25 protein-coding genes are annotated in these 26,840 nt (G+C 65.1%); 19 read left to right on the top strand and 6 right to left on the bottom strand.

Going from position 1 to position 26,840, the window contains the following annotated elements; translation table 11 throughout:
* Positions 1–52: 52 nt before the first annotated feature.
* Positions 53–1,015 carry an aldo/keto reductase gene (locus tag EWU68_RS12080; RefSeq protein ID WP_129316385.1) on the bottom strand — a complete coding sequence of 321 codons (963 nt, stop codon included), beginning with the start codon at positions 1,013–1,015 and terminating at the stop codon, positions 53–55.
* An 82-nt stretch (positions 1,016–1,097) separates the two neighbouring features.
* Positions 1,098–2,219 (bottom strand): alcohol dehydrogenase catalytic domain-containing protein, encoded by a 1,122-nt coding sequence (locus EWU68_RS12075; RefSeq protein WP_129316384.1) that lies wholly within the window; start codon positions 2,217–2,219, stop codon positions 1,098–1,100.
* Positions 2,220–2,390: 171 nt separating this feature from the next.
* Between EWU68_RS12075 and EWU68_RS12070 the strand changes: the two genes are divergently transcribed.
* Genes EWU68_RS12070 through EWU68_RS12060 form a run of 3 tightly spaced genes read left to right on the top strand, consistent with a single transcriptional unit; the run spans position 2,391 to position 4,241 of the window.
* Positions 2,391–3,251 carry an N-acyl homoserine lactonase family protein gene (locus EWU68_RS12070; protein ID WP_238692454.1) on the top strand — a complete coding sequence of 287 codons (861 nt, stop codon included), beginning with the start codon at positions 2,391–2,393 and terminating at the stop codon, positions 3,249–3,251.
* The gene (locus tag EWU68_RS12065) at positions 3,248–3,691 is read left to right on the top strand and encodes an FmdB family zinc ribbon protein (RefSeq protein ID WP_178980566.1); all 444 of its coding nucleotides are present in this window, start codon (positions 3,248–3,250) and stop codon (positions 3,689–3,691) included. The genes EWU68_RS12070 and EWU68_RS12065 overlap by 4 nt, the downstream gene beginning before the upstream one ends.
* 55 nt (positions 3,692–3,746) lie before the next feature.
* Entirely contained in the window at positions 3,747–4,241 is a 495-nt protein-coding gene (locus EWU68_RS12060) for a GNAT family N-acetyltransferase (RefSeq protein ID WP_129316383.1), read from the top strand.
* Positions 4,242–4,294: 53 nt separating this feature from the next.
* Here the strand turns inward: EWU68_RS12060 and EWU68_RS12055 are convergent, their stop codons facing one another.
* Both EWU68_RS12055 and EWU68_RS12050 read right to left on the bottom strand, forming a co-directional pair.
* Positions 4,295–5,653 (bottom strand): MFS transporter, encoded by a 1,359-nt coding sequence (locus tag EWU68_RS12055; protein ID WP_129316382.1) that lies wholly within the window; start codon positions 5,651–5,653, stop codon positions 4,295–4,297.
* A 152-nt stretch (positions 5,654–5,805) separates the two neighbouring features.
* A complete protein-coding gene (locus EWU68_RS12050; RefSeq protein WP_238692453.1) occupies positions 5,806–6,501 on the bottom strand; it encodes a GntR family transcriptional regulator in 696 nt (231 codons plus the stop codon).
* Between the two features lie 162 nt (positions 6,502–6,663).
* On the opposite strand from EWU68_RS12050, the gene EWU68_RS12045 reads away from it, so the two are divergent.
* The 8 genes from EWU68_RS12045 (at position 6,664) to EWU68_RS12010 (ending at position 15,646) form a co-directional block, all read left to right on the top strand.
* Positions 6,664–7,614, top strand: a complete 951-nt coding sequence (locus EWU68_RS12045; RefSeq protein WP_129316381.1) for an amidohydrolase family protein — start codon at positions 6,664–6,666, stop codon at positions 7,612–7,614.
* The gene (locus tag EWU68_RS12040) at positions 7,611–8,972 is read left to right on the top strand and encodes an MFS transporter (protein ID WP_129316380.1); all 1,362 of its coding nucleotides are present in this window, start codon (positions 7,611–7,613) and stop codon (positions 8,970–8,972) included. Before EWU68_RS12045 ends, EWU68_RS12040 begins: the two co-directional genes overlap by 4 nt.
* Positions 8,969–10,156 carry a 4-oxalomesaconate tautomerase gene (locus EWU68_RS12035; RefSeq protein WP_129316379.1) on the top strand — a complete coding sequence of 396 codons (1,188 nt, stop codon included), beginning with the start codon at positions 8,969–8,971 and terminating at the stop codon, positions 10,154–10,156. The genes EWU68_RS12040 and EWU68_RS12035 overlap by 4 nt, the downstream gene beginning before the upstream one ends.
* Positions 10,153–11,205, top strand: coding sequence for an amidohydrolase family protein (locus EWU68_RS12030; protein ID WP_129316378.1), 1,053 nt, complete (start codon positions 10,153–10,155; stop codon positions 11,203–11,205). Before EWU68_RS12035 ends, EWU68_RS12030 begins: the two co-directional genes overlap by 4 nt.
* Positions 11,198–11,881, top strand: coding sequence for a 4-carboxy-4-hydroxy-2-oxoadipate aldolase/oxaloacetate decarboxylase (ligK, locus tag EWU68_RS12025; RefSeq protein WP_129316377.1), 684 nt, complete (start codon positions 11,198–11,200; stop codon positions 11,879–11,881). The genes EWU68_RS12030 and ligK overlap by 8 nt, the downstream gene beginning before the upstream one ends.
* A 25-nt stretch (positions 11,882–11,906) precedes the next feature.
* Positions 11,907–12,932, top strand: a complete 1,026-nt coding sequence (locus tag EWU68_RS12020) for a VOC family protein (protein ID WP_129316376.1) — start codon at positions 11,907–11,909, stop codon at positions 12,930–12,932.
* Between the two features lie 162 nt (positions 12,933–13,094).
* The gene (locus EWU68_RS12015) at positions 13,095–14,315 is read left to right on the top strand and encodes a M20 metallopeptidase family protein (protein WP_129316375.1); all 1,221 of its coding nucleotides are present in this window, start codon (positions 13,095–13,097) and stop codon (positions 14,313–14,315) included.
* 32 nt (positions 14,316–14,347) lie between these two features.
* Positions 14,348–15,646: an MFS transporter gene (locus EWU68_RS12010; protein WP_129316374.1), complete on the top strand. Its 1,299-nt coding sequence runs from the start codon at positions 14,348–14,350 to the stop codon at positions 15,644–15,646.
* Positions 15,647–15,700: 54 nt separating this feature from the next.
* On the opposite strand, the gene EWU68_RS12005 is transcribed toward EWU68_RS12010, so the two are convergent.
* On the bottom strand, positions 15,701–16,774 hold the full coding sequence (locus EWU68_RS12005; RefSeq protein WP_129316373.1) for a GTP-binding protein: 1,074 nt from the start codon (positions 16,772–16,774) through the stop codon (positions 15,701–15,703).
* 105 nt (positions 16,775–16,879) lie between these two features.
* Between EWU68_RS12005 and ykgO the strand changes: the two genes are divergently transcribed.
* The 8 genes from ykgO (at position 16,880) to EWU68_RS11970 (ending at position 24,171) form a co-directional block, all read left to right on the top strand.
* The gene (gene ykgO / locus EWU68_RS12000; RefSeq protein ID WP_129316372.1) at positions 16,880–17,002 is read left to right on the top strand and encodes a type B 50S ribosomal protein L36; all 123 of its coding nucleotides are present in this window, start codon (positions 16,880–16,882) and stop codon (positions 17,000–17,002) included.
* Positions 17,003–17,482: 480 nt separating this feature from the next.
* Complete coding sequence (locus EWU68_RS11995) at positions 17,483–18,235, top strand: SDR family NAD(P)-dependent oxidoreductase (RefSeq protein WP_193554056.1); 753 nt, start codon at positions 17,483–17,485, stop codon at positions 18,233–18,235.
* Between the two features lie 100 nt (positions 18,236–18,335).
* On the top strand, positions 18,336–18,698 hold the full coding sequence (locus tag EWU68_RS13085) for a hypothetical protein (RefSeq protein ID WP_162421481.1): 363 nt from the start codon (positions 18,336–18,338) through the stop codon (positions 18,696–18,698).
* A complete protein-coding gene (locus EWU68_RS11990; RefSeq protein ID WP_162421479.1) occupies positions 18,695–19,792 on the top strand; it encodes an amidohydrolase family protein in 1,098 nt (365 codons plus the stop codon). The genes EWU68_RS13085 and EWU68_RS11990 overlap by 4 nt, the downstream gene beginning before the upstream one ends.
* On the top strand, positions 19,789–20,796 hold the full coding sequence (locus EWU68_RS11985; RefSeq protein ID WP_238692452.1) for an amidohydrolase family protein: 1,008 nt from the start codon (positions 19,789–19,791) through the stop codon (positions 20,794–20,796). The genes EWU68_RS11990 and EWU68_RS11985 overlap by 4 nt, the downstream gene beginning before the upstream one ends.
* 71 nt (positions 20,797–20,867) lie before the next feature.
* Positions 20,868–22,346, top strand: a complete 1,479-nt coding sequence (locus EWU68_RS11980; protein ID WP_129316369.1) for an amino acid permease — start codon at positions 20,868–20,870, stop codon at positions 22,344–22,346.
* 197 nt (positions 22,347–22,543) lie between these two features.
* A complete protein-coding gene (gene folP / locus EWU68_RS11975) occupies positions 22,544–23,422 on the top strand; it encodes a dihydropteroate synthase (RefSeq protein WP_129316368.1) in 879 nt (292 codons plus the stop codon).
* Positions 23,419–24,171, top strand: coding sequence for a pyrimidine reductase family protein (locus EWU68_RS11970; RefSeq protein ID WP_129316367.1), 753 nt, complete (start codon positions 23,419–23,421; stop codon positions 24,169–24,171). Before folP ends, EWU68_RS11970 begins: the two co-directional genes overlap by 4 nt.
* 65 nt (positions 24,172–24,236) lie before the next feature.
* On the opposite strand, the gene EWU68_RS11965 is transcribed toward EWU68_RS11970, so the two are convergent.
* On the bottom strand, positions 24,237–26,840 hold a 2,604-nt coding region (locus EWU68_RS11965; protein ID WP_238692451.1), incomplete at its 5' end, for an excinuclease ABC subunit UvrA.

Genomic DNA, 26,840 nt, shown 5'->3' with positions numbered 1-26,840 from the left:
ACCCCGGGCCACCAGCCCCGCCAAACCCCGATTCGTACCCGACCTCGCGGGATCAGGCGAAGGGTGCCGAGGCCTCGTCGAGTCGCGACACCTCGGCGTCGTCCAGGTCGAGGGACGCCGCCGCCATCACTGCCGTCAGCTGGTCGGTGGTGCGTGCAGACGCGATCGGGGCGGTCACGCCCTTGGCCAGCAAGTAGGCCAGAGCCACGCTGGTGACCTCGACGTCGCGCGCCGTCGCGACCTCTTCCAGAGCCGAGACGACGTCGACGCCGCTGCTGAGGCTTGCCTCCGAGAAGTAGTCGTCGATCATGTCCTTGCGGGCCGACCCCTCGATGTCGGACGTGCTCCGGTACTTGCCGGTCAGGAAGCCGGAAGCAAGAGAGAAGTAGGGGAACACCGCAGCATCGAATTCGCGGGCGATCGGGGCGTACTCCTGCTCGTAATCCTTGCGCTTGAGCAGGTTGTAGTGCGGTTGGATCGCGACCGGGACGGTCAGCCCCTCTGCGCTCGCGTACTCGAACCAGCGGCGCATCCGTTCGGGGCTGTAGTTGGACACACCGATGGCGCGTGCCCGGCCGGACTCGACGACGTCGTGGTACGTCCGCGCCTGGTCCTCGATGGAGACGGAGTCGTCATCGAAGTGCGCGTAGTACAGATCCACGGCATCGATCTGCAGACGATTCAAGGACGCGTCGATGGCCGCGAACACGTTGTCCCTCGACTGGCCGGACAGTTCCGGGTGGGCTCCGGCTTTGGTCGCGATGACGACATCGTCCCGGTTCCCGCGGGCCGTCAACCATTCCCCGAGAACGGCCTCGGACTCCCCGCCCGAATGACCCTCGGCCCAGGCCGAATACACGTCGGCCGTGTCGATGAAGTTGCCTCCCGCGGCCACGAACGCGTCGAGGACATCGAAGGACTGTTGACGATCGGAAGTCCACCCGAAGGTGTTTCCGCCCAGGTTGATGGGGAACACGGAAAGATCGGTGCGGGGGATGCGCTGCGATGTAGCCACGAAAAACTCCTACGGTCCGGTGTGAAAGTCTGTCCTACGTCACAACGACGCGTCACCGGATGGATATTCCGTGGCCCACCGGTCAGTCCTCGTCGAAGAGGATGATCTGCCGGACCGCCTTTCCTTCCGCGAGCGTGTCCATGGCCTCGTTGATGTCGTCCAGCCGGATGCGGTCCGAGATCAGCTCGTCGACCGGCAATTCGCCCTTGCGCCAGAGGTCCTCGTACTTCGGAATGTCGCGTGAGGGGACGGCGGAACCGAGGTAGCTCCCGACCACTGTGCGCGCCTCCGAGGTCAACAACAAGGGGTGAATCACGGATTCCGCTTGGGGGTGCGGGAGGCCCACGGTCACGGTCCTCCCGCCCAGGGCGGTGGCGTTGAAGGCGGTTTCGAACGCCCTGGGATGGCCGGCGGCCTCGACCACCAGGTCCGCCTTGACCCCTTGGTCCTGGACTTCCTGCGGGGAGTAGGTCACGTCCGCTCCCAGCTCGCGTGCCCTGACGAGCTTGTCCGGATTGGCGTCCACGCCGATGACCTTGCCCTTCTTGAGCCCTATCGCGGTCATGAGCGCCGCGATTCCGACGCCGCCCAGCCCCACGACCATGATGGAGTCGCCATCCTCCGGCTCGCCCGCATTGATCACCGCGCCGCCGCCGGTCAGGACCGCGCACCCCAAGGGGGCAGCGGCCTCGGGCGGAAGGTCGGATCCGACCTTGACGACGCTGGCCTGATTGACCACGGCATGGGTCGCGAAGGCGGAGACGCCAATGTGGTGGTAGATGTCGCCGTCATTCGGATCATGGATCCGGATCTTGGCCCCGCCTCCGGGAAGGAAACCGGCGTTGTTGGACTCGAGACCGCGGCTGCACGGCAGTTTGCCGTCGGTCCGACAGTTCTTGCACTCGCCGCACCGGGGCAGGAAGACGGTGACCACTCGGTCACCCGGCTCGAGGCCAGTAACCCCCTCACCGACCTCCTCGACGACGCCGGCCCCCTCGTGCCCCAAGAGCATCGGCACCGGACGGGGTCGGTTGCCGTCCACAACGGAGAGGTCCGAATGGCACACTCCGGCCGCCGTCATGCGCAACAGGACCTCGCCTTCTTGCGGAGGATCCAGCTCGAGTTCTCGAACCTCGAGAGGGCGAGACTCCGTGAAGGGGGCCTGGGCATCGGATGTGGTCAGTACGGCGCCGCGAATCTTCATGTTGGTTCCTCCGGTCGAATGCGAACGGTTTCCTTCATCACAGTACGCCGGATCCGAGCGAATTTCCCAGAATTGTTTTTGCATTACTGGGCCGGAGAAGGGCGAGGACATTGGTTGGTTCCTGCTATTGACACCCCCGTGATGCAGTGCAAGTGTGACCCACAACGCTTGTTGGCAATCGAGACAGACCAGAAGAACCGCAAGGGGCACCCGATGGACATGAAAGCGCACGTTCTCCATTCCGGAACCATGGAAGCCGATTACACCTGGTTGTTGTTGAAACCGGGTCGCATTATCAGGACAGTGCAGGATCGGGCGGTGCCACGAGAATTCGGAGAAGTCCCGACGCACGCCATCCTGGTGGAAACCCCGGAGGGCCGAATGCTCTGGGACACCGGCGTGCCGCGTGATTGGCGGCAACGCTGGGAACCCACTGGCTTCGACGAATTCTTCCCCGTCCTGGACGATGAAACCGAACCGCACTCGAGGTATCTCGACCACAGCCTCGCGCAAATGGATCTTTCTCCGGAGGACATCGATCTTCTGGTTCTCTCCCACCTCCACTTCGACCATGCCGCAAACGCGAAAATGTTCGACAACGGGAAAACCGAGATCATGACCAGTTCTGCGGAATTGGAGGGCGTCAAAGGAATTGAGGGATACAACCAAGGCGCCCACATTCCGTCTGATTACGAGGGTCTGAATATATCCGGCATTTCTGGGGACGAGGAAATTCTTCCCGGCGTCAAAGTGATTCAGACTCCGGGCCATACGTGGGGCACCATGTCATTGATGTTGGATCTCCCCAATGACGGCAAGAAACTCTTTACATCGGACGCCGTGTACATGCGGGATTCGTGGGGTCCGCCTGCGGTCGGTGCGGCGATTGTGTGGAACAACCTGGCCTGGCTCGATTCGGTGGAGAAATTGCGGCGGATCGCGGAGGAGGAAGAAGCCGAGGTCTTCTTCGGGCACGACGCCGACCAGGCGGAGAACGACATTCGCTGGGCTCCGGAAGGACACTATTCGTGATTCTCTACGACTTCAGATGCCGAGACGGTCACCGCTTCGAGGCGGCCGTGGAATCCATGACCTCGGAGAATCCGCCCTGTGCGGTGTGCGGCGAGACGACGTCGCGCGCCTTCTCCCGGGTCAACATCGGCAATTCTGCCGACGCCGGACCCACCAGGGAAGAGATGCCACACAGCTGGGAGAGCATTGGCCGGGGCCACCCGGACGCCGTCCGGCACTGGCGGAAGAAGATCGAGAAGAGGGAGAAGCTCGAGGAACGGTACCCCGAGCTGGCGGGCGACCGTCGGCCCGTTCTCGCCCACGAAGGAATCTTCGCCGGGTCGCCATTGCGGGCGGGTGACGACGTCGCCGCCTCGGTGGACGCCGCCCTCAAACGGTCCGGGTCACCGGAATCGAACGGGACGGACGAGGAATCGTCGAGCGCGAAGGGACGGGGCTGAAGGCCTGATTCGATAGGGTGTTGCTGCCACTCATCCGTCGTTTCAGGAGGTCAGCATGTCGAGCCCCACCATCCGATCGGCTGTGCCGGAGGACGTCCCGGAGATCGTGCAGCTCATTGTGGAGCTCGCGGTGTACGAGAAGGAACCGGACGCCGTGAAACTCACGGAGGAAAAACTGGCTGGTGACCTCTTCGCCGACCACCCCGCCGTATTCGTGGATGTGGCCGAAGCGCCGTCCGAGGCAGGACGACGTATCGACGGGTTTGCCCTGTGGTTCCTCAACTACTCCACGTGGGAGGGGGTCCACGGCATTTATCTCGAGGACCTCTACGTCCGCGAGGACGCTCGCGGATCCGGGGCCGGGAAGGCCCTGTTGCGCAGCCTCGCCCGCACCGCCGTCGATCGCGGTTACCAACGGGTCGAGTGGAGCGTCCTGAAGTGGAACGAGCCGTCCATTGGTTTCTACAAGAGCCTCGGTGCCTTCCCCCAGGAGGAGTGGGACACGTATCGGCTGACGGGCGGCCCATTGGAGAACTTCGCCCGGGCCTAGAGGGCCCTTTGGCTCGGGGCGCGCATCGCTCCGCGAGGGATCGACCCAGCGGCTCAACCTGCGCGAATGACGACGTTGTCCGCCTCGGTAGCCTCTTGGGTCTTTCCTCCGTGCCGCCGGAGGACCAGGTGGATGAGTAGCAGCATCACGCCCGAGGTGATGCCGAAGGCCCCGAAGGCAACGAAACCCCACTTCTCCAGGCCGAGAGCGAAGAGCTGACCGCCCATCCAGGGGCCGAAGACTGCCCCGAAGCGCCCCATGCCGGTGGTGAGTCCGAGAGCGGTCGCACGGGACTCGGTCGGGAACACGTGCGATACGGCGGCGTAGATCATGATTTGCGCGCTGAACAGGAAGACGCCGGTCACGAAGACCAGGATGTAGGTCACCACCATGGTGGACTTGATGCCCATCGCGCAGACGCCGACGGCCGTGAGCAGGAACCACAGCATCGAGACCCGTACCGGTCCCCAGGTGTCCGAGACTTTCCCGGCCACCAGGGTTCCCACGATTCCGCCCGCATTGATGAGGCACAGGAGCACCAACGAGTTGCCCAGGTCGAACCCCAGGGATTCCATGAGTGACGGCAGCCAGGTGCTCATTCCGTAGACGAGAAGGAGCCCGCCGAAGGATCCCAGCCAGAACAGGAGCGTGACCACGGCGTTGCGTCCGCGGAACAGCTTGGCGAGGTTTTCCCCGAAGTTTCCCCCGCGGTTCTTGATGGTTGACTTCTCCAGCGGGACAACCAGGTCGAATCTTTCTGCCAGGGCGCGTGCCTTGTCCATTCGGCCACGAGCCACGAGGAAGGTGGGGGACTCGGGCAGCAGAGTCAGGATCAGCGGAACAAGGGCGATCAGGGGCAGGACGCCGACCCAATAGATCGAGCGCCATCCCAGAGTGGGCAGGAGGTAGAGGCACAGGAGCGGGGCGACGATGCCGCCGGCCTGGTGTGCTGTCATGACCGCACCGACCGAAAAGTTGCGCACCCGGTCCGGAGCGAATTCGGAGACCATCGCAATCGCGGTGGGGAGCAGGCCGCCCAGGCCGAAGCCCGCAATCGTGCGCCAGATTCCGAAGCTCCCCGCGCCGGCCGCGAGGGCGCACCCTGCGGACGAGATCGAAAAGATCGCGGAACACAGGATGATGCTCCACCTCCGGCCGATCGTGTCGGCAACGACGCCGATGGCCAGCGCGCCGAGGAGCATTCCGAAGGTAGCCAAGGATCCGATGTTGCCGGCGTGAGCCGCCGTCATGTGGAACCCGGGATCCGCCGTCATGCTCGGGATGGTGGACCCGTACATGAAGGTGTCGATGCCGTCGAAGAAGATGGCCACCCAACACAGGATCAGAACGATTCTGAATGCTCTGTTGTTCGTGATTCTCTGCGTGCGCGGTGCAAGGTCGTGAGTCGTCATGAGATCCCCTAGAAGTCACGGACCTCCTCGTCGAGGCCCCTGGGATGCGACGACCCTGCGCCGCCTGTGGCAAGGGTGCCGCATCGGAGATCAGTGAACCAGGACACACTCACATTGTCAACAATTTAGTTAATCATGCGAACGCGGGTGGATTACGCATCCGAGGAGCGGATGGCCTCGGCGACACTCTCGAGGTGTCGGCTCATGGCCTCGGAAGCGGCGTCGGGGTCGTGCGAGCAGACCGCCTCGATGATGGCCAGGTGCTGGGGGAGGGAAACGCTCGGGCGCCCTGGGTGGTTGGAGAGCCGGAACTGGTACCTCACGGCCTGCCCGCGGAGTCGCTTGATGGTCTCCGCGGCAGTCCGCTGACCGCTCATGGTGATGATGAGTGAGTGAAGGTCCTTGTTGCACTGGGAGTATTCCGTGAGGAGTCCGGTCTCGACGGCGTGTGTCATTCGCTCGGCGATCGAGCGCAAGGTGCGGATCTCGTCTGGCCCGGCTCGCTTGGCCGCCTTGCTTGCGCACATCGCCTCGATGGCCCCGCGCACCTCGGTGATCTCGACTGCCTCCTGGACCGATACCGCCCGCACGCGAGCGCCCCGGTTCTGGACGCGCTCGACGAGGCCCTCCACGCTGAGTTCCGACAGGGCGATGCGCACGTTTCCGCGAGAGGCGTTGTATTCCTCGGAGAGGTCGGCCTCGACGAGCCGTTGGTTCGGCACAAGGTGTCCGGAGACGATCGCGTCCCGGAGCATGGCGACCAGCTGCGGAGCGGGAGTCGAGGGTGTGCGACGAGATCTTTCCGCGCCGTGCGGCGCTTCTGCGGTGGCTGAGCTCTCCTTCGGCAAGGCGGCTCTCCTTCGGGTTGTTCGGATGTCTCCAACTCACACATCCTACCGGGTGCCGACTAAATCGTTTGCAGGATTGTAAACAATAACGTTGACGATGTACGCTCATGTCATCCACATCACGCCTCAAGGATGAGGTCAATCAGGAGGAGGTCAGTCCGGATGACTGAGACCTTTGCGAAGTCCCCGGGCTGGCTCGATTGGGATTCCGACATCGGCAGCCCGAATTTCGACCTGCCGCACGGTGCGGTCGACTCCCACTGTCACGTCTTCGGGCCATCGGCGGAGTTTCCCTTTGCGCCCGAGCGGAAATACACACCCTGCGACGCGGGAAAACACGATCTCCGGAATCTGCGCCGGGCGCTCGGGGTATCGCGTTCAGTGATCGTCCAGGCCACGTGCCACGGTCGAGACAATTCGGCAATGCTCGATGCGCTCGACTTCTTCGGCGAGACCGCCCGCGGGGTGGCGACCGTGGGGCCGGATATCGGGCACGAGAACCTCGAGTGCATGCACCGGCGCGGAGTTCGAGGCGTTCGATTCAATTTCCTCAAACGATTGGTCGCCGAGGATCCTTCCGAAGATCTGCTGGCGGTCGCAGCGAAGATCAAGGAGTTCGGGTGGCACGTGGTCCTGTACTTCGAACCGGACGCTCTGCCGGACATCGAACCGCTGCTGGCCCGGATCGATGTTCCCGTGGTGATCGATCACATGGGGAGACCGGATGTTTCCTCCGCCCCGACGTCCCGTGAATTCGGGCGGTTTCTTGAGCTCGTCGACAGATACGAGGCGTGGGTGAAGATCAGCTGCCCAGAACGTCTCACGAAGACGGGCCCCTACGCCGAGCGGGGCGCGAAGAGCCTGTACGACGACGTCGTGCCGTTCGCCCGCAAAGTCGTCGAAGAGCTCCCCGAGCGGGTCCTGTGGGGTACCGACTGGCCCCATCCCAACCTGAAGACCCACATGCCGAATGATGCCGTGCTCCTTGACTACATTCCCCGCGTGGCGGAATCGGAGGAGGCACGGCGCGCACTGTTGGTGGACAACCCGATGACTCTCTACTGGCCGGGCCATGCCTCGCGGAGGCACGAAGAAGGCGGGGATGCCTCGTGAACACGGCAAACTCGATCAATCGGATCAACCGGCTGCCCGTGACCCGGTACCACAAGACCATGATCGCGCTCATCGCGGTCGCCTACTTCTTCGAATTTGCGGACATCAATACTTTTGCCGCCACGGCTCCCGAAATCAGGAGAGTCTGGGGACTGTCCGTCCCGGAAATCGGCTACATCACCTCGATTGCCTTTGTCGGGATGTTCCTGGGGTCTCTGGTGGGAGGCTGGTTGGCCGACCGATGGGGTCGCAAGTCAGCATTGCTCTCGACGACAGTGTGGTTCTCTGTATTCTCGTTGCTCACCGCCGCGGCGTGGGACTTCACGTCCATGGCCGTTCTCAGATTCCTCACGTCCGCAGGTCTGTCGGCGATGACCGTCATCGCGGTCATCTACGTCAACGAGGTGTTCCCGGCCAGAGTCCGCGGACGGTACCTTGCGTACGCCATGGTCATCGGCATTTGCGGAACGCCCGTGACCACCTTCGTCGCCAGCTTGGTGGTTCCCTGGAGCGATTCCAGTTGGAGGCTCGTGTACTTGTGGGGGTCACTCGGGGCGGTTCTCGTGTTCGGATTCAAGGTCCTGGTCGAGTCGCCGACGTGGCTCGAGAGCAAGGGACGAGTGGCGCAGGCCGACAGCGTGTTGCAACGGATGGAGCACCGGGTATCTGCTTCCGGTGCGATTCTCGACGACGCCGCAGCACCCGAGGAAGAAATCAGACGATCAGCCAATACTCCGATCAAGACACTCCTCCACAAGCGTTACCTCGCCCCGTTGCTGGTTCTCTCCGTCCTCTGGATCACCCAGACCGTGGGTTTCTTCGGATATTCGAGTTGGGCACCGACGTTGCTGGCGGACCAGGGCTTCTTGGTCGAGAAGTCGATTTTCTACGTTGCTCTGACCACCGTGGGCGCACCTCTGGGATCCCTGCTGGCCGCCTTCATCACGGACACCTTCGAACGCAAATGGCTGTTGGTCGTTTTCGGGGTGGTGATTGGCGTGTGCGGTCTGCTGTACGGCCTCACCTTCAATCCCGTCATGATCGTGGTTTTCGGGTTCCTGGTGAACATGTTCGAGCGGGGATACACGTCATTCGCGTACGCCTATTCCCCTGAACTGTTCGACACGAGGACACGTTCCCTGGGCACCGGAATCTCCTACGGGATCGGGCGGCTCTCGAACGCCGTCGGTCCACTCGTCATCGCTGCGATCTATGGGTCGTCCGGGTATTCCTCCGTCTTCGTCTTCATCGCGTGCACGTGGTTCTTCGGCGCCGTGGTTCTTGCCCTGTTCGGGCGGAGAACGCGGGTCAGGAGCACCGAGCCCGTGGAACCGATCGCAAAGGAACCGAAACCGTGACAGCATCTTCGACACCCACGACACGGGCCGCCTCCCAGACGGCGATCCCGGCTCTTTTCATGCGCGGCGGGACGTCCCGCGGACCGTTCTTCCACGTTTCCGACGTGCCCGGTGACCGGGAGCTCAGGGATCGCGTTCTGGTCTCCCTCATCGGCAGCCCCCATCCGCTCCAAGTGGATGGAATCGGGGGAGGCCATCCGCTCACCAGCAAGGCGGGCATCGTCTCGCACTCCGACGAGGCCGGGATCGATCTCGATTTCACCTTCGTGCAGCTCCAACCCGGGAGCACCAGCGTCCAGACAACCGCCAACTGCGGGAACATGCTCTCCGCCGTGGTGCCCTACGCGCTCGAGACCGGACTGATCGAACCCGATGGGGAGACCACCACGGCGGTGGTCCGGACCCTGAACACCGGGCTGCTCTCAGAGATCACGGTTCTGACCCCGGAGGTCGGAACCGGCACCGAGTCGCGGCGCGTGGTGGCCTACGACGGCGATACTGCGATCGACGGCGTCGGGGGCACGGCCTCTCCCATCAGGATCATGTTCCGGGATACGGAGGGATCGGTGGCCTCGTCCCTGCTGCCCACGGGCCATGCGCGCGACGTCGTGGTCCTCGCCGGCGCGCGTGAACTCGAGGCGACCCTGATAGACAACGGCCAACCCATGATTCTCGTGCGCGCGGCAGACGTCGGGCGGACGGGATACGAGTCCACGGACGAACTCAACGACGACGCCGCCCTCAAGGAACTTCTCGAAGACCTGCGTATCGAAGGAGCGGAACTCATGGGTCTCGGAGATGTGAGGGACAAGAGTTACCCGAAGATGACCCTCCTCGCCGAACCGCGCGGTGGGGGCGCGGTCTCCACGAGATGCTTCATCCCGCACGTTGCTCACGAGTCCATCGGAGTGCTTGCCGCGGTAACGGTGGCGACCGCCGTCTGCACGGACGGAACCGTGGCCCAGGACCTGGCCGATCCCGGGACCGGCCGACAACGCACCCTCGCGATCGAGCACCCCAGCGGCGACTTCGACGTCGACCTGGAACTGTCCGACCGCGGAGAGGTGCTGCGTGCCGGGATCACCAGGACGGCACGTCTGCTGATGTCAGGAAATCTCTGGGTTCCCCGCACGGTGTGGGACCCCGAGAGCGAGATTCCAGGAACGGAGAAAACGGAGTCATGATCGTCGATTGCCACGGGCACTACACCACTGCCCCGGAAGCGCTGGGGCGCTGGCGGGAACAACAGATCGCGGCGCTGGCCGGAGGTCCCGAGCCCGACCCCGCCGGTCCGGAGATCACGGATCAGGAGATCCGCGAGAGCATCGAGGCCAATCAGTTGCGCCTGATGGACGAACGGGGCATCGACCTCACCGTCTTCTCGCCGCGGGCATCCTTCATGGCACACCACGTCGGGGACTTCCGCACGTCGTCGGACTGGGCACGCATCTGCAACGACCTCTGTGCACGCGTCGCATCCCTGTACCCGGACCGGTTCGCGCCCGCGGCGATGCTGCCCCAGTCGCCGGGGGCCGACCCCGCGACCTGCGTGGATGAGATCGATCGTTGCGTCCGGGAACACGACATCGTGGCGATCAACCTCAACCCTGATCCGTCAGGCGGCTACTGGACGGCTCCACCACTGACGGATGAATCCTGGTTCCCGGTCTACGAGGCCATGACCGAGCACGGGCTCCCTGCCATGATCCACGTTTCGACGTCGGTCAACCCCGCCTTCCACACGACGGGGGCTCACTACCTCAATGCCGACACGACCGCCGTGATGCAGTTGATCCAGGGCGACCTGTTCGCCCGCTGGCCCGATCTGAAGTTCGTGATCCCCCATGGTGGGGGAGCCGCGCCGTACCACTGGGGACGTTTCCGGGGTCTGGCCCAAGCGTTGGGCAAGCCCCGCCTCGAGGAGCACCTGCTCGGCAACGTCTATTTCGACACCTGCGTCTACCACCAGCCGGGAATCGACGAGCTGCTGTCCGTGATCCCGCACCGGAACGTCCTGTTCGCGTCGGAAATGATCGGTGCCGTACGTGGCGTGGATCCGGAAACCGACCAGTTCTTCGACGACACCGCCCAGTACATCAAGTCCGCCGCGCTGACCGACGACGACCGGGCGGACATCTTCGAGCACAACGTCCGAAGGGTCTACGGGCGTTTGGACCGGCGCATCACGACCACCCGTTCCACCGAAGAGAAAGAGAACCGTACTCATGTTTGATCTCGGAATAGTTCACACCGACGTCCACCGGCCCGACCCCGAGCACGTCGCGGCCCTGGACCGATTCGACGTGCCGACCATTCACGAAGCCATGGGGCGCGTCGGCCTCATGCGCCCCTACATCCGCCCGGTCTATCCCTCCGCCAGGGTGTGCGGACCCGCCGTGACTGTGCTTCTGCAGCCGGGAGACAACTGGATGCTCCACGTGGCCGCGGAGCAGGTCCGGGAGGGCGACGTCGTCGTGGCGGGGTGCACCACGGAGAGCGAGGACGGTTTCTTCGGCGAATTGTTGGCGACGTCGATGCGGGCTCAGGGGGCCAAGGGGCTTGTGATCGACGGCGGATGTCGGGACACGACGCAGCTCGAGGACATGGACTTCCCGGTCTTCGCACGGGCCATCAACTCGAAAGGAACGATCAAGGCCACCCTGGGATCCGTCAACGTGCCGGTGGTCTGTGCCAACGCGCTGATTCACCCGGGGGACGTGGTGGTGGCGGACCATGACGGCGTCGTCGTGGTCCCGAAAGACCGTGTGGCATCGGTGGCCCGGGCGGCGCAGGACCGAGTGGATCGGGAAGAGAGCAAGCGTGGGAAATTCAGGGACGGAACCCTGGGACTCGACCTCTACTCGATGCGTGAACCGCTCGAAGCCGCCGGGCTGAAATACATCGACTGAGCCGACGATCGAGAAAGGACACCTCATGGCCGAGACAGAGAATTTCGACCTCTCCCACGTGGGAGCCGTCGAACTCCACACCCCCGAATTCGAGAAGAGCCTCTGGTTCTTCCGCGACCTGCTCGCAATGCGCGAGATCGCCCGTATCGGCGACTCCTCGTACCTTCGTTGCTGGGACGAGTACGAGAACTACACGATCAAACTCACCGCATCAGAGACCAATGGCGTGGGGCGCACGCTTTACCGAGCGTCCAGTCCGGAAGCCCTCGAACGGCGGGTCACCGCGATCGAGGCGGCCGGACTCGGGCACGGTTGGAAGGAACCCGAAGTCGGAGTCGGCCGGTCCTACGAATTCGAGGATCCGGACGGCCATCTCATGGCGGTGTACTACGAGACGGAACACTATGTTCCCGACGACGAGGACACACCGGCGCTCAAGAACCAGGCCGCGGCCTACCCCGGGCGAGGAGTCAATGCACGGCGGTTGGACCACATCAATTACCTTGCGAAGGACGTCAATGCGGTCGGCGAATTCTGGCGTGATGTGATGAAGGCACGAGAATCCGAGCGCGTCAGGCTCGACCGAGGCGGGTATGGCGCCTGGTGGTTCAGGTTCCAGCAGAAGTCCTACGACGTCGTGTACTCGGACGACTGGACGGGTGAACGCGGACGTTTCCATCACTTGGCCTTCGCTCCGGATACACGCGAGGACATCCTCAAGGCCGCGGACATCTTCCTGGAAAACGGCGTGCACATCGAGTACGGGCCGTACAAGCACGCAATCAACCAGACCTTCTTCCTGTACGTGTGGGAGCCCGGCGGCAACCGCATCGAACTGGCGAATGCCGGTGCGCGACTGGTGATGGACCCCGACTGGCCGGTGGTCGAATGGTCCGAGGCGGAACGTGCCAAGGGGCAGGCCTGGGGCATGAAGACGGTACCGACCTTCCATACCCACGGCACACCGTACGTGAAGGACCAGGAGCGCATAGACCGGGAAGCCATGGAGGGCGTCAGGCACGACCGGGTCAAAGAGATCTACACGGACTGACCCCGGTGCCTGCCGAAGTGCGCGGACTCGTTTCGCATAGTGATCCCGAAATATGGGGTGCTCCGATGCCGGAGTAGCCTGGGGCACAAAGGCCTGGGTCGCCGGTCACACGGCATGTTCCGGGTCTCGCACCAGCACCTCCGAAAGGATCCGCACTTCACGATGTCCGTCTTGTCCGACCAGATCAGCGCAACTGTCTCGAGCAATGGGAGCGAGATGATCGCGTTGCGCCGCGAGCTCCATCAGATTCCCGAGCCCGGGCTGCACCTCCCCGAGACCAACGCCCGGCTCCGGCGGGAATTCGAGGCGCTGGGCATGGAGATTACCGATGCCCAGGAGGTCTCCGGGTTCACCGCCGTGCTCCGGGGCGGCGCCGGTGCGTCGTTGCCGATCGAGAAACGGCCGATCGTTCTCCTGCGCGCCGACATGGATGCCCTGCCCGTGACCGAGGAGACCGGGCTGAGCTGGGCCTCGACCAACGGGGCGATGCACGGATGCGGCCACGACATGCACATGGCCGGCTTGGTCGGGGCCGCACGGGCGTTGCATGCTGTGCGCAAGGAGCTGAAGGGCGACGTCGTCTTCTTCCTCCAGCCCGGCGAGGAGGGGTGGAACGGGGCCCAGCACCTGATCGATGAAGGGCTGTTGGAGTCGGCGGGGCGGCTGCCCGACCACGCCTACGGTTTGCACGTGTGGTCCGCGCAGTACCCGAGCGGAACCATCGTGTCGAAACCGGGGGCGCTGATGGCCTCCTCGGACACGATCAACGTGCGGGTTCACGGCACCGGCGGTCACGGGTCGGCCCCGCACAAGGCATTGGATCCCGTGCCGGTGGCCGCGGAAATGGTGACACAGTCCCACGTGGTGGTCACCCGGGAGTTCGACATCTTCGATCCCGTGGTCGTGACCTGCGGCAGCGTGGTGGCCGGCTCGACGGCCAATGTCATCCCGGATCACGCAACCGCCAAATTCACCCTCCGGGCCTTCGACCCCGAGACTCGCAACCGACTCATCGACACCCTGGTCCGCCTGTTCGAGGGCGTAGCGGCCGCGCACGGCACGACGTGCGAGATCGAGGTCAAGAAGCTGTATCCGGTCACCACGAATCACGACGACGAGACGGGCTTCCTCTCGGAGGTCACCGAGGAGGTCTTCCCCGGACGCTGGTCGGAGTTGACCGATCCCGTGGGTGCCTCCGAAGACTTCTCCAAGGTCCTGGAACGCATCCCGGGAACCTTTGCGTTCGTCGCCGCGGTGGACCCGGACAAGGACCCGGAGACCGCGGCCTTCAACCACTCGCCGTTCGCGACCTACGACGATTCGGTACTGGTGGACTGCTCACGCCTCCTGGCGGAGCTCGCCGCACGACGGCTCAGCGCCTGAACTTCCCCTCACTACACCTCGAAAGGACCAGTATGAGTTCCTCGAGCACCGCGACGGCGCCCGCCCCGAGCAGGCAGTCGCACGCCAAAACCCTCCTCGGCACCGGTATCGGCAACGCCCTGGAGTGGTTCGACTGGAATATCTACGCCAGTTTTGCCGTATATTTCTCGACCCAGGTCTTCAACGACGACAACCCGCAATCGGCTTTCCTGGAGACCATGGCGGTCTTCGCGGTCGGGTTCGTGGCACGGCCGTTCGGAGGTTTCGTCTTCGGTTTCCTGGGCGACCGGTGGGGGCGCAAGCGCTCCCTGACCCTTGCCGTGGTCAGCGCCTCGGTGGGGTCGCTGATCGTTGCTGTCTGCCCCACGTACGACAAGGTCGGCTGGTTGGCTTCGGCCCTCCTGCTGCTCGGCCGGCTCATCCAGGGGCTGTCCCACGGGGGCGAACTCCCGGCGGCCCAGACCTATCTGGCGGAACACGCACCGCGCGAGAAGCGCGGCCTGTTCGCAAGCTCGATCTACGTGACCGGAACGATCGGTCTGGTCTGCGGACTGGTGCTCGGGCTCGTCCTTCAGGGCGTCCTGACTGAGGACCAGATGAACTCTTGGGGCTGGCGGGTGCCCTTCCTGGTGGGCGCGTTGCTTGGCGTCGTCGCCATTTGGATCCGCTCCTCGATGGAGGAGTCCGAGCTGTTCACCGAGCACATGGAGGCCGTGGAAAAGCAGGAGGCCAAGAAGGAGAACATCCTGGTGGCCGTCCTCAAGAACTGGAGGACGGGTCTGCAGGTCATCTTCCTGACCGCGGGTCTCACGATCGCCTACTACGTGTGGTCCGTATCCATGGCCTCCTTGGCGACGACGACGTTCGGGTACGACTCCCAGACCGCCTTCACCGCTTCCCTCATCGGCAACGTGGTGTTCATCCTGGTCCTGCCGTTCTGGGGCATGTTGTCGGACAAGATCGGGCGGAAACCGTGCATCCTCATCGCGATGCTCGGGAGCTTGGTCCTGTCGATCCCGATGATCAAACTCGTCTCCGGGGGAGAGGGGTGGCAACTGATCCTCGCGATCTGCGTTCAGCTGGTCCTGCTCGGCGGGTTCCTCAGCCACGCCCCGGCCACGTACGCGGAGATGTTCACGACCGACCAGCGCACGGCCGGTTTCGGGATCCCGTACTCGATCGCGATCGCCCTCTTCGGCGGCACCGCAGGATATGTGCTGACGGCGCTCGGCGACCCCTACAAATTCGCGATCTACGCCATGGTGTTCCTGGTGCTGTCGGCCCTGACCGTCCTGACCCTGCCCGAGACGAAGGGCAAGGACCTGAGGTAGCCGGCGCTCGCGGTCGATCGCGGACCCGCGCTTTGCGGGTGTCCCTCGGCCGGGTCAGTCATAGCGTTCGTCGGCCGTGACCCAGACCGGGAACGGATCGGGCATCACATTCCACGTCTCCGGCGCGCTGAGCAGTTCACGGTCATTGAGTGTGGCCTCGTCGAGGGCCTCCGTCAGGCGAGTCGGTTGGAGATCGACGCCGGTCAGGATGATGTCCTGACCAAAGCTGAGGGGCTCTTGGGCGGCGTCGTCCCTGGCCAGGGGCTCTATCACCATGGCGCCACCGGCGTGGCTCCACTGGGCCGTGACGCCCTGCCGCGTGGCGAGGCGGCAGAACCCGCACGACCGGATCACCGAGCCACCGGTGCCGGGCTCGATGTACTCGTCCAGGACTCGCTGCAAGCGCAGCGGGTGGAACGGCCGGGGGTTGGTGTACCGCATGGAGGCCACCCGAGGGTTCCGGTGCGGCGTCGTGTGCTGGCCGTTCAGGTGGGCGACCCATCCCGGGCGGATGCGCAGTCCCGGGTGGCGCAACTCGATGTGGTCGGTGGCCACGGACCCGGATTCCTGGTGGGGTTCGGGCTCGATGGTGTGCGACCGATGGCCGCGATAGGCGTCCCGGACGACGTCGGCCAGGGGGCTGAGCTCTCCGATCACGGAAACCATGAGGGAGTCGTCTTCGGGCGGAAGATTCCCGCCGTTGACCACCAGGGCCGTCGAGCAGTACTCGAGGTGCTGGGCGGCGAACAGTGACCTGGCCGTCACGGCCCGGAACGGCATGCCGTGATGCACCTGGAGATGCTCGACCCGGTCCGTCCGGGACAGCTCGCTGAAGAAGTGCGTCGCGTCGAGCACGCAGACGACGTCGACGAGTCGCGTGGGCTCCTCGGGGTCCGCGAGCGAGCCGATGACGTCCAGAATCGGCGCCTGGATCGGGTATTCCACCACCACGCCGTCCGATTGGGCCCAGGGGATGAGGGCCATCGCCTCCCGGACGGGATCCATCGCAATAGCCAGTCTCTCGGCAGTGATCACCTCGAAGCCGGTTTCGCTCGCGATTTTCTGCGCGTGCAGGCGACGCTCGGGTTCGCACGTGCCGACGACGGCGATCACGGCGGTCCTGTCCATGGGCTTCTCCTTAGTTCGGCCGGGTCCTGATGCATGGTTGGGGTTCGTGTGGTCCGATCTTCTACTGTACTCTGTGAATGAGAATCAGTAGCAATAAGGAGAATCATGAAGGTTCGAGCATCACTTCGATCGTTGAAGAATCAGCCCGGTGCGCAGGTCGTCAAGCGGAAGGGGCGGATCTACGTGATCAACAAGCAGAACCCGCGCATGAAGGGCCGCCAGAAGTAAGTCCGGCGGGGTCTTGTGCGGCCTTCCGGGGGCGAGGTGGCAGATTCGTGCGGCTCCTGTCGCGAGGTGGCAGTCCTGTGCGATTACTCCCGCGAGGTGGCAATCTTGAGCGGTAACTCCCGCGAGGTGGCAGTCTTGTGCGATTTTTGGCCCGATTTCGTCCCAAAATTGCCACCTCGCGGGGAAAGATGCACGTGATTGCCACCTCGCGGGGGAAGATGCACGAGATTGCCGCCTCGCGGGGGACGACGCCCGAAAGTGCCACCTCGCGGGGGAAGACGCACGAAATCGCCGCCTCGCGGGGGAGATGCGGGTAGTGTCACGTCGCGGGACGGCTTCTGACCGGGGCATCCCGGCGGCACCCGTCCCGGCGGCACCCGTCCCGACCGGCCCCGTCCCGACCCCGTCCCGACCAGCCGCCCCACCCGGGCCGCCCCCCGCGACCGGCCGAACCGCTGTCGACCCGAATGAGGACCCATCGTGAGCACTACCTTGATCACCGGCGCATCGTCCGGCATCGGCGAGGAACTTGCCTCCCGATTCGCGCAGCGGGGAGAGGACCTCGTGCTCGTGGCGCGGCGCAGGGACCGGCTGGACGCGCTCGCGGACAGGATCGGCGACGAGTTCGGCGTCGACGTCGAGGTGATCGACATGGACCTCGCCGATGTGCACGCCGCCCGCGAACTCCGTGACCGGGTCGGTTCCCGGCGGATCGACACGGTCATCAACAACGCCGGATTCGGCCTGAGCGGCGACGTCGCCGACCTGGATCCCGAGGACCTGGACGCGATGGTCAAGGTCAACTGTCTCGCCCTGACCGGGATCACGTCACGATTTCTGGGTGACATGGTGGCGCGGAACCACGGAACCATCGTCAACATCGCCTCGACCGCCGCCTACCAGCCAGTTCCGCACATGGCGGTCTACGCGGCATCCAAGGCCTTCGTGCTGTCGCTGACCGAGGCCCTGTGGGCCGAAACCGCCGAGCACGGGGTCAGGGTCCTGGCCGCCTGCCCCGGCCCGACCGAGACCGAATTCTTCGAACACGCCGGGCGGAAGGCCGCCGTCGGCCGCATGCGGTCTGCCGGGCAGGTGGCCGACGCCCTCATGGAGGCACTCGACGGACGCTCTCCGAGCTTCGTCGACGGGTGGCTCAACCGCCTCATCGCCAAGGGATCGTCATTTCTGCCGAAGGCATGGGTGCTCAAGATCGCCGCCGCGGCCGTGAACTGATTCGCGCACCGACCCGTGCGCCCGACGTCGCCCCTCCCACGGAGTGGGCTGACGGCGAATTCCTGGACAGCTCTCAGCCGCGGGGAGCACCCTGGGATACATGCACGAACACCGCGGTGACCACGAGCGAATCGCCCAACTCATGACCGGATGGTTGTACCGCGACGTGGGATGCACCGCGCACACCCGCCTCTTCGATCGGCTCGAAAAAAGGGACGGCCAGTGGCGCATCAGCTACCGGAACTGCACCTACGACTTCGCGCATTTCAACTACCCCGTGGGTGCGGTGGACGTCGACCGGGATGTCCTCGCCCAATATCCCCGGGCCTGGGCGGCGCTGGCCTACATCCTTCACCTCAGGGGATACCCGCTGACCCAGGAGCACCCGACCCAGGGCAGCGCCATGGAACGAGACGTCAAGGAGGCCGCCTTCGCGTGGCTCGACCAGGAGAAGATTTCATGAAAACACTCATCAGTTCCGTCAGCGTCTTCAACGGGGAAATTCTCTTGGAAGGTCTCCACGATGTCGTCTTCGACGACACCGGTATCCTTTCGGTCCAGCCCGCCGGAACGCATGAGGCCGCAACCGCGGAGGTGGCCCTGGACGGTACCGGACGGACTCTCCTTCCCGGACTCATCGACTCCCACGTGCACATCACGGACCCGCAGCAACTGGACCAGTTGCTCGATCACGGCGTCACCACCGCGTTGGACATGGCCATGTGGCCGTACGAGTTCCAACAGCAGATTCGTTCGGCGGGACACGGCACCGCGATCTTCACCGCGGGTGCCCCGCTGGTCTCCCACCACGGAACCCACGCCCGGATCCCGAACTTTCCCGCAGAGTCGATGACAGACGACGCCGAGGGCGCCCGCAGGCTCGTGCGTGAGCGCGTCGACCAGGGCAGCGACTACATCAAGATCATCCTGGAGAGCCCGGGACATGGTGGTTTGGAGGCCGACGTCGCCCGGGCCGCGGTCGACGAGGCGCACCGTGCCGGGAAACTGGTGGTCGCCCATGCCGCGGCCGCCGGTGCCTACGAGATCGGGGTGGAGGTCGGCGTCGACATCCTGACCCACGCGCCGCTCGACAAGAAACTGCCGCCGCGCCTGCTGACCGACATGCTCCAGAAGCACATCGCCACCTCGCCCACGCTGACCATGATGAAGGGGACCGCCGACTTCTACGCCGCCCAGGGGCTCGACTTCGCCTTCGCGAACCAGGCGGTCGCCGACATGCACAAGGCCGGGACCACGATCCTGGCAGGCACCGACGCCAACCAGGCGCCCGGCGTCCCGGCGAACGTGGTCCACGGAACCTCGATCCACGAGGAACTCCGGCTGCTGACACAGGCCGGCCTCGCTCCCGTGGAAGCGCTCCAGGCGGCCACGAGCCTCAACGCCAAGGTTTTCGGGCTGGAGGATCGCGGCGTCGTCGAACCCGGGCGTCGCGCCGATCTGGTGCTCGTGTCCGGGGACCCGACCCGTGACATTGCCGTGACCGAGAACCTCGAAGGGGTCTGGCTCGGAGGTCGCCCGACGGAAGGAACGAAATGACTCTGAAACTCATCACGCTCGAAGAGCACTACATGAGCCCGGAGGTCGCGCGGGCCACCGGGCCGGAGATCGCCAGGATCAGCCCCGGTTTCGCCGAAGCCTTCTCCGGTGAGGGCGGCGGACCCGGGTCCCCCGACGTCGAAGCGCTCGGCGACCTCGGCGACAAGCGCCTGGCGGACATGGACGCCTACGGAATCGACGTCCAGGTCCTCTCCGGCCTCAACGCTCAGCATCTGCCGTCCGACGTCGCCCCCGATCTGGCTCGTGCGACCAATGACAGGCTTGCCGCTGCCATGAATCGGCACCCGGATCGTTTCGCGGGGTTCGCCTCCGTGCCGACCTCGGCCCCGGACCGTGCCGGGGACGAGCTGCGCCGGGCGGTCGGGGACCTGGGGATGTCGGGAACCCTGGTGTTCGGCCGTACCGAGGGCAGGTTCCTGTCCGACCCGAGATTCGAGGGCCTCCTGGCAGCCGCGGAGGAAACGGGTGCGCCCGTGTACCTGCACCCGTCCCCGGCCCCGCTGGCCACCACCGAGGAGAATTACGGCGGGCTGAGCGAGGTCGTGACGACCCGGCTCCAGACAGCCGCGTGGGGGTGGCACCAGGAGACGGCCGTCCACTTCATGCACCTGGTTCTTTCGGGCGTGTTCGACCGTCACCCCGATCTCAAGCTCATCCTGGGTCACTGGGGTGAGATGATTCCGTTTTTCCTGGAGCGTCTCGACGAGATGTTGCCGACCCGGATCACAGGGGTCGAGAGGTCCTTCACGGAATATATGCGTGAGAACGTATGGATTACCCCGAGTGGGATGTTCACGCAGGCCAACCTCCAGTACTGCGTAGAGACCATCGGTGCGGACAGGATCATGTACTCGGTCGACTACCCGTTCGTCCGGATGGACGGTGCCCAGGAGTTCCTGAGCGAGGCACGGTTGGACGACTCCCAGAAGGAGGCCATCGCGCACGGAACCGCCGAACGGGTCCTGCCGAATCTCGTGGTCTGAGGGAGCGCTCCGACGTCGTCGATGACGTAACATGTATCACTGGCCACTGTGATCTGACGGAAAGACCAAGCATGAGCGAGTCCTCTTCGACACCTGCCTCGACCAGCACCCAGGGAGAGAACCTCGAGCGGGGACTCAAGAACAGGCACCTCCAGCTCATTGCGATCGGCGGAGCCATCGGGACCGGGCTGTTCTTCGGGTCGGGCAAACTGACCAATGTGGTCGGCCCCGGTCTGCTTCTGGTCTACGCGCTGATCGGCTTCGTCCTCTTCTTCGTGATGCGCGCCCTCGGCGAGTTGCTGCTGTCCAACCTCAACTACAAGACGTTCGGCGACATCGCGAAGGACAACATCGGGCCGTGGGCCGGGTTCATGGTGTCGTGGAACTACTGGTTCTCCTGGGTCGTGGGGTGCGTTGCCGACCTGGTCGCCATCACCGCCTACATCCAGTTCTTCTGGCCGGACGTGCCTGTCTGGCTGCCGGCCCTGGTCACGGCGATCGGTCTGATCGTGTTGAATCTCCAGCCGGTCAAGGCCTTCGGCGAGACGGAGTTCTGGTTCGCGATCATCAAGATCGTCGCGATTCTTGCGCTGATCTTCGTGGGCATCGTCCTGGTGCTGACCGGGTACGAGAACGGTGACGGAACCCGGGCGGCGGTTTCGAACCTCTGGACCCACGGTGGCTTCTTCCCGACCGGAATCACCGGATTCGTGCTCGGTTTCCAGCTGGCGATCTTCTCCTTCATCGGGATGGAGCTCGTGGGCACCACGGCCGCCGAGACGGAGAACCCGCACCGCAACCTGCCTCGGGCCATCAACTCGATCCTGGTGCGCATCGTCGTCTTCTACATCGGATCGCTCGGCGTGATCATGATGGTCACCCCGTGGGATCGCATCGATCCCGAACAGAGCCCCTTCACCACGATGTTCAGCAACACGGGATTTGCCGCCGCCGCGTTGGTGGTCAATCTGGTGGTCCTGACATCGGCGGCGTCGAGCGCCAACTCGGGCGTGTATTCCGCTACGCGCATGTCTTTCGGGCTGGCGAAAGACGGTCACGCCCCGAAGGCGCTGAACTATACGACCCGGCGTGGTGTGCCCATGAAGGCCGTCTTCTTCACGACCGTCTTCCTGTTCGCAGCGATCCCGCTCCTGTTGGGCGGCGACGCCCTGACGCAGGCGTTCACCGTGGTCAGCTCGATTTGTTCCGCGGACATCCTGTTCACGTGGGGATCCATCGTGGTCAGTTACATCATCTACCACCGGCGCCACCCGGAACGGCACCGTGCGTCCGGGTTCCGCATGCCGCTGCCGCGCATTGCTCCGTGGGTGGTCTTGGCCTTCTTCGTGTTCATCGCCTTCACCCTGACGCTCAGCCCCGACACCCGGATCGCCGCAATCCTCAGTCCCTTCTGGTTCCTGCTCCTTGCGGTGCTGTGGCAGGTGGTCAAGCGACGCCTCCAGAAGCAGCATCGGCCCCTGACCTCCGAGATCCCGATGGTCTCGCCCCGGGAAATCCGCCAACACTTCGACGACGCCGAGGGCAAGTAACCGTCGGGTCGAAGTCCACGCCAGACTCACACTCACAGTCACACTTTTGAAAGTCTCACACTCACACTCCTAAAAGTGTGAGTGTGAGTGTGACTGTGGCATGAGGTTCATGCGGTGGAGGCGCCGGACCAGCGCGGAACGGTCTACACTGCGGATTGACCCGATGGACCGACCCCCACCCGCACGCAAAGGACCCCATGTCTGAGCACATCATTGGACGCAGAAGCTTCGACTTCGAGAAGCAGATTGCGGTGATGGCGGTGGTCAACCGGACGCCGGACTCCTTCTACGACCGCGGCAGAACCTACGAGATCGACGCCGCCGTCTCGTCCGCGGTGCAGGCCGCCGAACAAGGTGCCGACTGGGTCGATATCGGTGGCGTCCCCTTCGGACGCGGACCCGCGGTCAGCCCCGCCGAGGAACTCGAGCGCATTGTGCCGGTGATCGAGCAGGTTGCGGCTGCGAGCGACGTCGTCATCTCGGTGGACACGTACCGTGCCGAGGTTGCGGAGGCGGCAACCTCCGCGGGCGCATCCGTCATCAACGACACCAGCGGATTCTCCGACCCCCGGATGGCTGCGACGGTCGCCGGGTCGGGGGCGCACGTCGTCATCACTCACAGTGCGGGCAGGCCGCGCGAGGAGAAGCCGCCGGCCAGGTACGCCGACGTGGTCGATGAGGTCCGCGCCTTCCTTGTCGAGCGGGTCGACCGGGCCGTGGAGGCGGGCATCCCCCGTGAGAACATCATCCTGGACCCCGGGCACGACCTGGACAAGAACACCCTTCACACGCTCGAGATCACGCGCCGGCTCGACGAGATCGTCGGGCTCGGCCTTCCGGTGCTGGCGGCAGTCTCCAACAAGGACTTCATTGGCGAGGCCATCGACCGTCCGCAGGGAGAACGCATCCACGGATCGATTGCCGCGATGATGGCGTGCATCGAACGAGGCGCGCGGATCGTCAGGATGCACGACGTCGCCTCCGCCGTGGACGCGGCTCGCATGTATGAGGCCGTCGTCGGGTGGCGGGAGCCCGTCCGCGTCGAGCACAACGCCCAGCCAGGAGGAAACGTATGAGCATCGACCAGTTGTTTCCGACCGCGCGGCAGGAACTGACCGACGAGCAGTTGCTGACCCTCTACGCGCCGCGCACCGCCGACGACGGGGCCTGGTTGCGCATGAACTTCGTGACCAGCCTGGACGGCGCCGTTGCGGTCGACGGGGTGTCGGGGAGTCTGGGTGGCCCGGGCGACTTCCGTGTCTTCGAACTCCAGCGGTACCTGGCCGACGTCGTCCTGGTGGGTGCCGGAACGGTGCGGGACGAAGGATACGGAGCCATGGTCCTCCCGCAGGAGGCCACCCGGTGGAGGGCGGACCACGGTCTCACGGACCACCCCGTCTTCGCCCTGATCAGCGGGTCGGCCGATCTGTCCCCGGAGTCGGAAACCTTCTCCCGGGCACCCGTCCGGCCCCTGGTCTTCGTGTCTGCCGACGCCGACGAAGCGCGCCGCGACGCACTCGCGGAGGTCGCCGACGTCGTCATTGCCTCGGTCCCCGGTGGAGCGGCCATCGATCCTCGCATCGTGCGAGCGCACCTGGTCTCCCGCGGACTGACGCGGATCCACGGCGAAGGCGGCCCCCGGGTCTTCGGTTCGTTCCTCGAGGCCGGCGTCGTGGACGAACTGTGCCTGACCATGGCTCCGAAGCTGCTGGCCGGACGGGCCGGCCGCATCTCTGCCTCGGAGTCGTCCGTCCCGACGCATATGGACCTCGCCTCCGTGCTCCGGTCCGAGGACGAGCTTCTGCTCCGGTACATCAGGAAATAAGTCGCCGGGCCGGGTGAGTCGTGCCGTCAGGGCCGGGCTCGTGGCGTGCTGGCGAGCGCTCGCCGTCAGCCCTGACCACGCAGCCACTGGCCCGTCGCGGACTCTTCGCACGCGGCGACGTCGGCGGGGGCACCGGAAACCAGGATTCGTCCACCGCGGTCACCGGCGCCCGGCCCCATGTCGATGACCCAGTCCGCACCGGCCACGACCCGCAGGTCGTGCTCCGCGACGATCACGCTGTTCCCTTGGTCGACCAGCCGGTTGAGTTCGCCGACCAGGAGGTCCGTGTCCGCGGGGTGCAGCCCCGTGGTCGGCTCGTCGAGCAGGTAGACGGTGTGCCCGCGGGGTGCCCGCTGGAGTTCCGTGGCGAGCTTGATCCGCTGGGCCTCGCCGCCGGAGAGCTCGGTGGCGGGCTGGCCCAGGGTGAGATAGCCGAGACCTACGGCGTTGAGTGCCCGCAGGGAGCGGGAGACGTTCTTGTCCTCGTCGAAAAAGTCGAGTGCGTCACGGACGGACAGGTCCAGGACGTCCGCGATGGTCCTCCCGTTCCATGTGACCTCGAGCGTCTCCGGGTTGTACCGGGCTCCGTGGCAGTCGGGGCACGGAGAGTAGCTGCCCGGCAGGAACACGAGTTCGACCTCGATCTGCCCCTCGCCCTGGCAGGTGGGGCAACGGCCCTCCGTCACATTGAACGAGAACCTGCCGATGCCCCAACCGCGCGCCTCGGCCTCCGGGGTGGAGGCGAAGAGCTTGCGCACGCGGTCGAACAGGCCGGTGTATGTGGCCAGGCACGACCGCGGGCTGCGCCCGATGGGCTTCTGGGTGATCTGCACCAGGCGGTCCACGACGTCGGCTCCGGACACCGAGTCGATCGCGGCGGACTCGCCCGGGTCGTCGTCGTTCTCGAGCACGCTCGAACGGGCGCTGTCTCGGAGAACCGGGGCCAGGACCTCGCTGAGGAGCGTGGACTTGCCTGCGCCGGACACACCGGTCAGTGCCGTGAACGTTCCCAAGGGGAAGGACACATCGATGTTTCGGATATTCCGCGCTGTCACGCCGCGCAGCGTCACGTGGCTCGTGGCGTCCCGGGCGTCGTCGGAGGTTCGCGGATCGGGCAGGGGCCGGTACAGGTACGGCGCGGTCTTCGACTCGGCGACGTCGGCGAGTTCGCGCACCGGCCCGGAGTGCAGGACCCGTCCGCCGTCGACACCGGCCGCCGGCCCGACGTCGACGGCCCAGTCCGCCTGTTCGACCAAGCGCATGTCGTGCTCGACGAGGAGCACCGAATTGCCGTCCTCGATGAACCGCTCGAACAGGTCCAGGAGAACACCCTTCTCGCTGGGGTGCAGGCCGGCCGAGGGCTCGTCCAGAACATAGGCGACGCCGAAGAGCCCGGACCGCAACTGGGCCGAGAGCCGGAGCCGTTGCATCTCCCCGGTCGAGAGCGTCCGTGCCGGGCGGTCGAGGCTCAGATGACCGAGCCCCAGCCCGACCATGGTCTCCAGGACGGGAACGACATTGGGCAGGAGAAGACGTTCCGCCTCGACCTCGGGCGACTCCGCTTCGTCGAGGACCTCCGCCCACCTGTGCTGCAGCAGCGTCAGGACCTCTTCGGCGGAGCGGGCGTTGAGCTCGTAGATCTTGAACCCCAGGTAGTCGACCGTGAGCGCATCGGGGTTCAGGCGGTGGCCGTGGCAGGTCGGGCACTCGAAGGTGTCCAAGTAGCGGAGGGCGCGGGCCCGGGTCTTCTCCGACTTCGCCTGCTCCACGGTCTGCAGCAGGTACCTGTTGACCGACCTCCACCGGCCCTTGTAGGTGCCCTGGGCCTGATCGACGCCGCGCACCGGGCGGACCTCGACCACCGGTTGCTCCTCGGTGAACAGGATCCAGTCCCTGGTTTCCTGGGGTATTTCGCCCCAGGGTCGGTCCATGTCGACGACGTCGAGCGTTGCCAGGATGTCGTGAAAATTCTTGCCGAGCCATGCTCCGGGCCACGCCTGGATCGCGCCGTCGTTGATGGACAGACGGGGGTCGGGAACCATCGAGCGTTCCGTGGGTTCGTGAAGAACGCCCGAGCCGTGGCACTGCGGACACATGCCTTCCGGGGTATTGGGGCTGAACGCCTCGGCGAGCAGGCGACCCCCGTGCAGGGCGGATCCGCGTTCGAGCGGTTCGTCCGGGTGCTCACCCGCACGAGAGTAAAGCAGACGAATACCGTTGGACAGCGTCGTGATGGTGCCGACGCTCGAGCGGGCGCCCCCGCCGCTGGTCCGCTGCTCGAGCGCCACCGTCGGAGGAAGTCCGGTCAACGACTCGACACGCGGGTCCATCGTGCTGCCGATCAATCGGCGAGCAAAGGGGGCGATCGACTCCAGGTAGCGCCGTTGGGACTCGCCGTGGATCGTCCCGAACGCGAGCGACGACTTCCCCGATCCCGAGACCCCCGTGAACGCAACGAGAGCTCCCCTGGGGAACGCGGTACCGACGTGTCGGAGGTTGTGCAGGTGGGCGTCCCTGACGACGACGTCGCCCCCTCGCGATCGGGAACCGGCGGGGCGTTCGGTGGGGTGTTCGGCGGGGCGTTCGGTGCCGCCGGGGCTGGGTTCGGGCTGCTGGTCGGTTGCGGGCTGACGTGGTGCGGGCGGGGCGTCGTCGGCGGGGTTCGTGGG

The sequence above is a fragment of the Rothia koreensis genome, from assembly GCF_004136575.1.
Classification (GTDB): Bacteria; Actinomycetota; Actinomycetes; order Actinomycetales; family Micrococcaceae; genus Rothia; species Rothia koreensis.
This window is presented reverse-complemented; position numbering and strand designations above follow the sequence as displayed.

Bases quoted from the DNA above. Each gene is read 5' to 3' on its own strand.
- folP (WP_129316368.1), top strand. From the start codon at position 22,544: ATGTCTGAGCACATCATTGGACGCAGAAGCTTCGACTTCGAGAAGCAG.
- EWU68_RS12045 (WP_129316381.1), top strand. From the start codon at position 6,664: ATGACTGAGACCTTTGCGAAGTCCCCGGGCTGGCTCGATTGGGATTCC.
- EWU68_RS11990 (WP_162421479.1), top strand. From the start codon at position 18,695: ATGAAAACACTCATCAGTTCCGTCAGCGTCTTCAACGGGGAAATTCTC.
- EWU68_RS11980 (WP_129316369.1), top strand. From the start codon at position 20,868: ATGAGCGAGTCCTCTTCGACACCTGCCTCGACCAGCACCCAGGGAGAG.
- EWU68_RS12060 (WP_129316383.1), top strand. From the start codon at position 3,747: ATGTCGAGCCCCACCATCCGATCGGCTGTGCCGGAGGACGTCCCGGAG.
- EWU68_RS11970 (WP_129316367.1), top strand. From the start codon at position 23,419: ATGAGCATCGACCAGTTGTTTCCGACCGCGCGGCAGGAACTGACCGAC.
- EWU68_RS13085 (WP_162421481.1), top strand. From the start codon at position 18,336: ATGCACGAACACCGCGGTGACCACGAGCGAATCGCCCAACTCATGACC.
- EWU68_RS12020 (WP_129316376.1), top strand. From the start codon at position 11,907: ATGGCCGAGACAGAGAATTTCGACCTCTCCCACGTGGGAGCCGTCGAA.
- EWU68_RS12055 (WP_129316382.1), bottom strand. From the start codon at position 5,653: ATGACGACTCACGACCTTGCACCGCGCACGCAGAGAATCACGAACAAC.
- EWU68_RS12030 (WP_129316378.1), top strand. From the start codon at position 10,153: ATGATCGTCGATTGCCACGGGCACTACACCACTGCCCCGGAAGCGCTG.
- ligK (WP_129316377.1), top strand. From the start codon at position 11,198: ATGTTTGATCTCGGAATAGTTCACACCGACGTCCACCGGCCCGACCCC.
- EWU68_RS12010 (WP_129316374.1), top strand. From the start codon at position 14,348: ATGAGTTCCTCGAGCACCGCGACGGCGCCCGCCCCGAGCAGGCAGTCG.
- EWU68_RS11985 (WP_238692452.1), top strand. From the start codon at position 19,789: ATGACTCTGAAACTCATCACGCTCGAAGAGCACTACATGAGCCCGGAG.
- EWU68_RS12005 (WP_129316373.1), bottom strand. From the start codon at position 16,774: ATGGACAGGACCGCCGTGATCGCCGTCGTCGGCACGTGCGAACCCGAG.
- ykgO (WP_129316372.1), top strand. From the start codon at position 16,880: ATGAAGGTTCGAGCATCACTTCGATCGTTGAAGAATCAGCCCGGTGCG.
- EWU68_RS12075 (WP_129316384.1), bottom strand. From the start codon at position 2,219: ATGAAGATTCGCGGCGCCGTACTGACCACATCCGATGCCCAGGCCCCC.
- EWU68_RS12015 (WP_129316375.1), top strand. From the start codon at position 13,095: ATGTCCGTCTTGTCCGACCAGATCAGCGCAACTGTCTCGAGCAATGGG.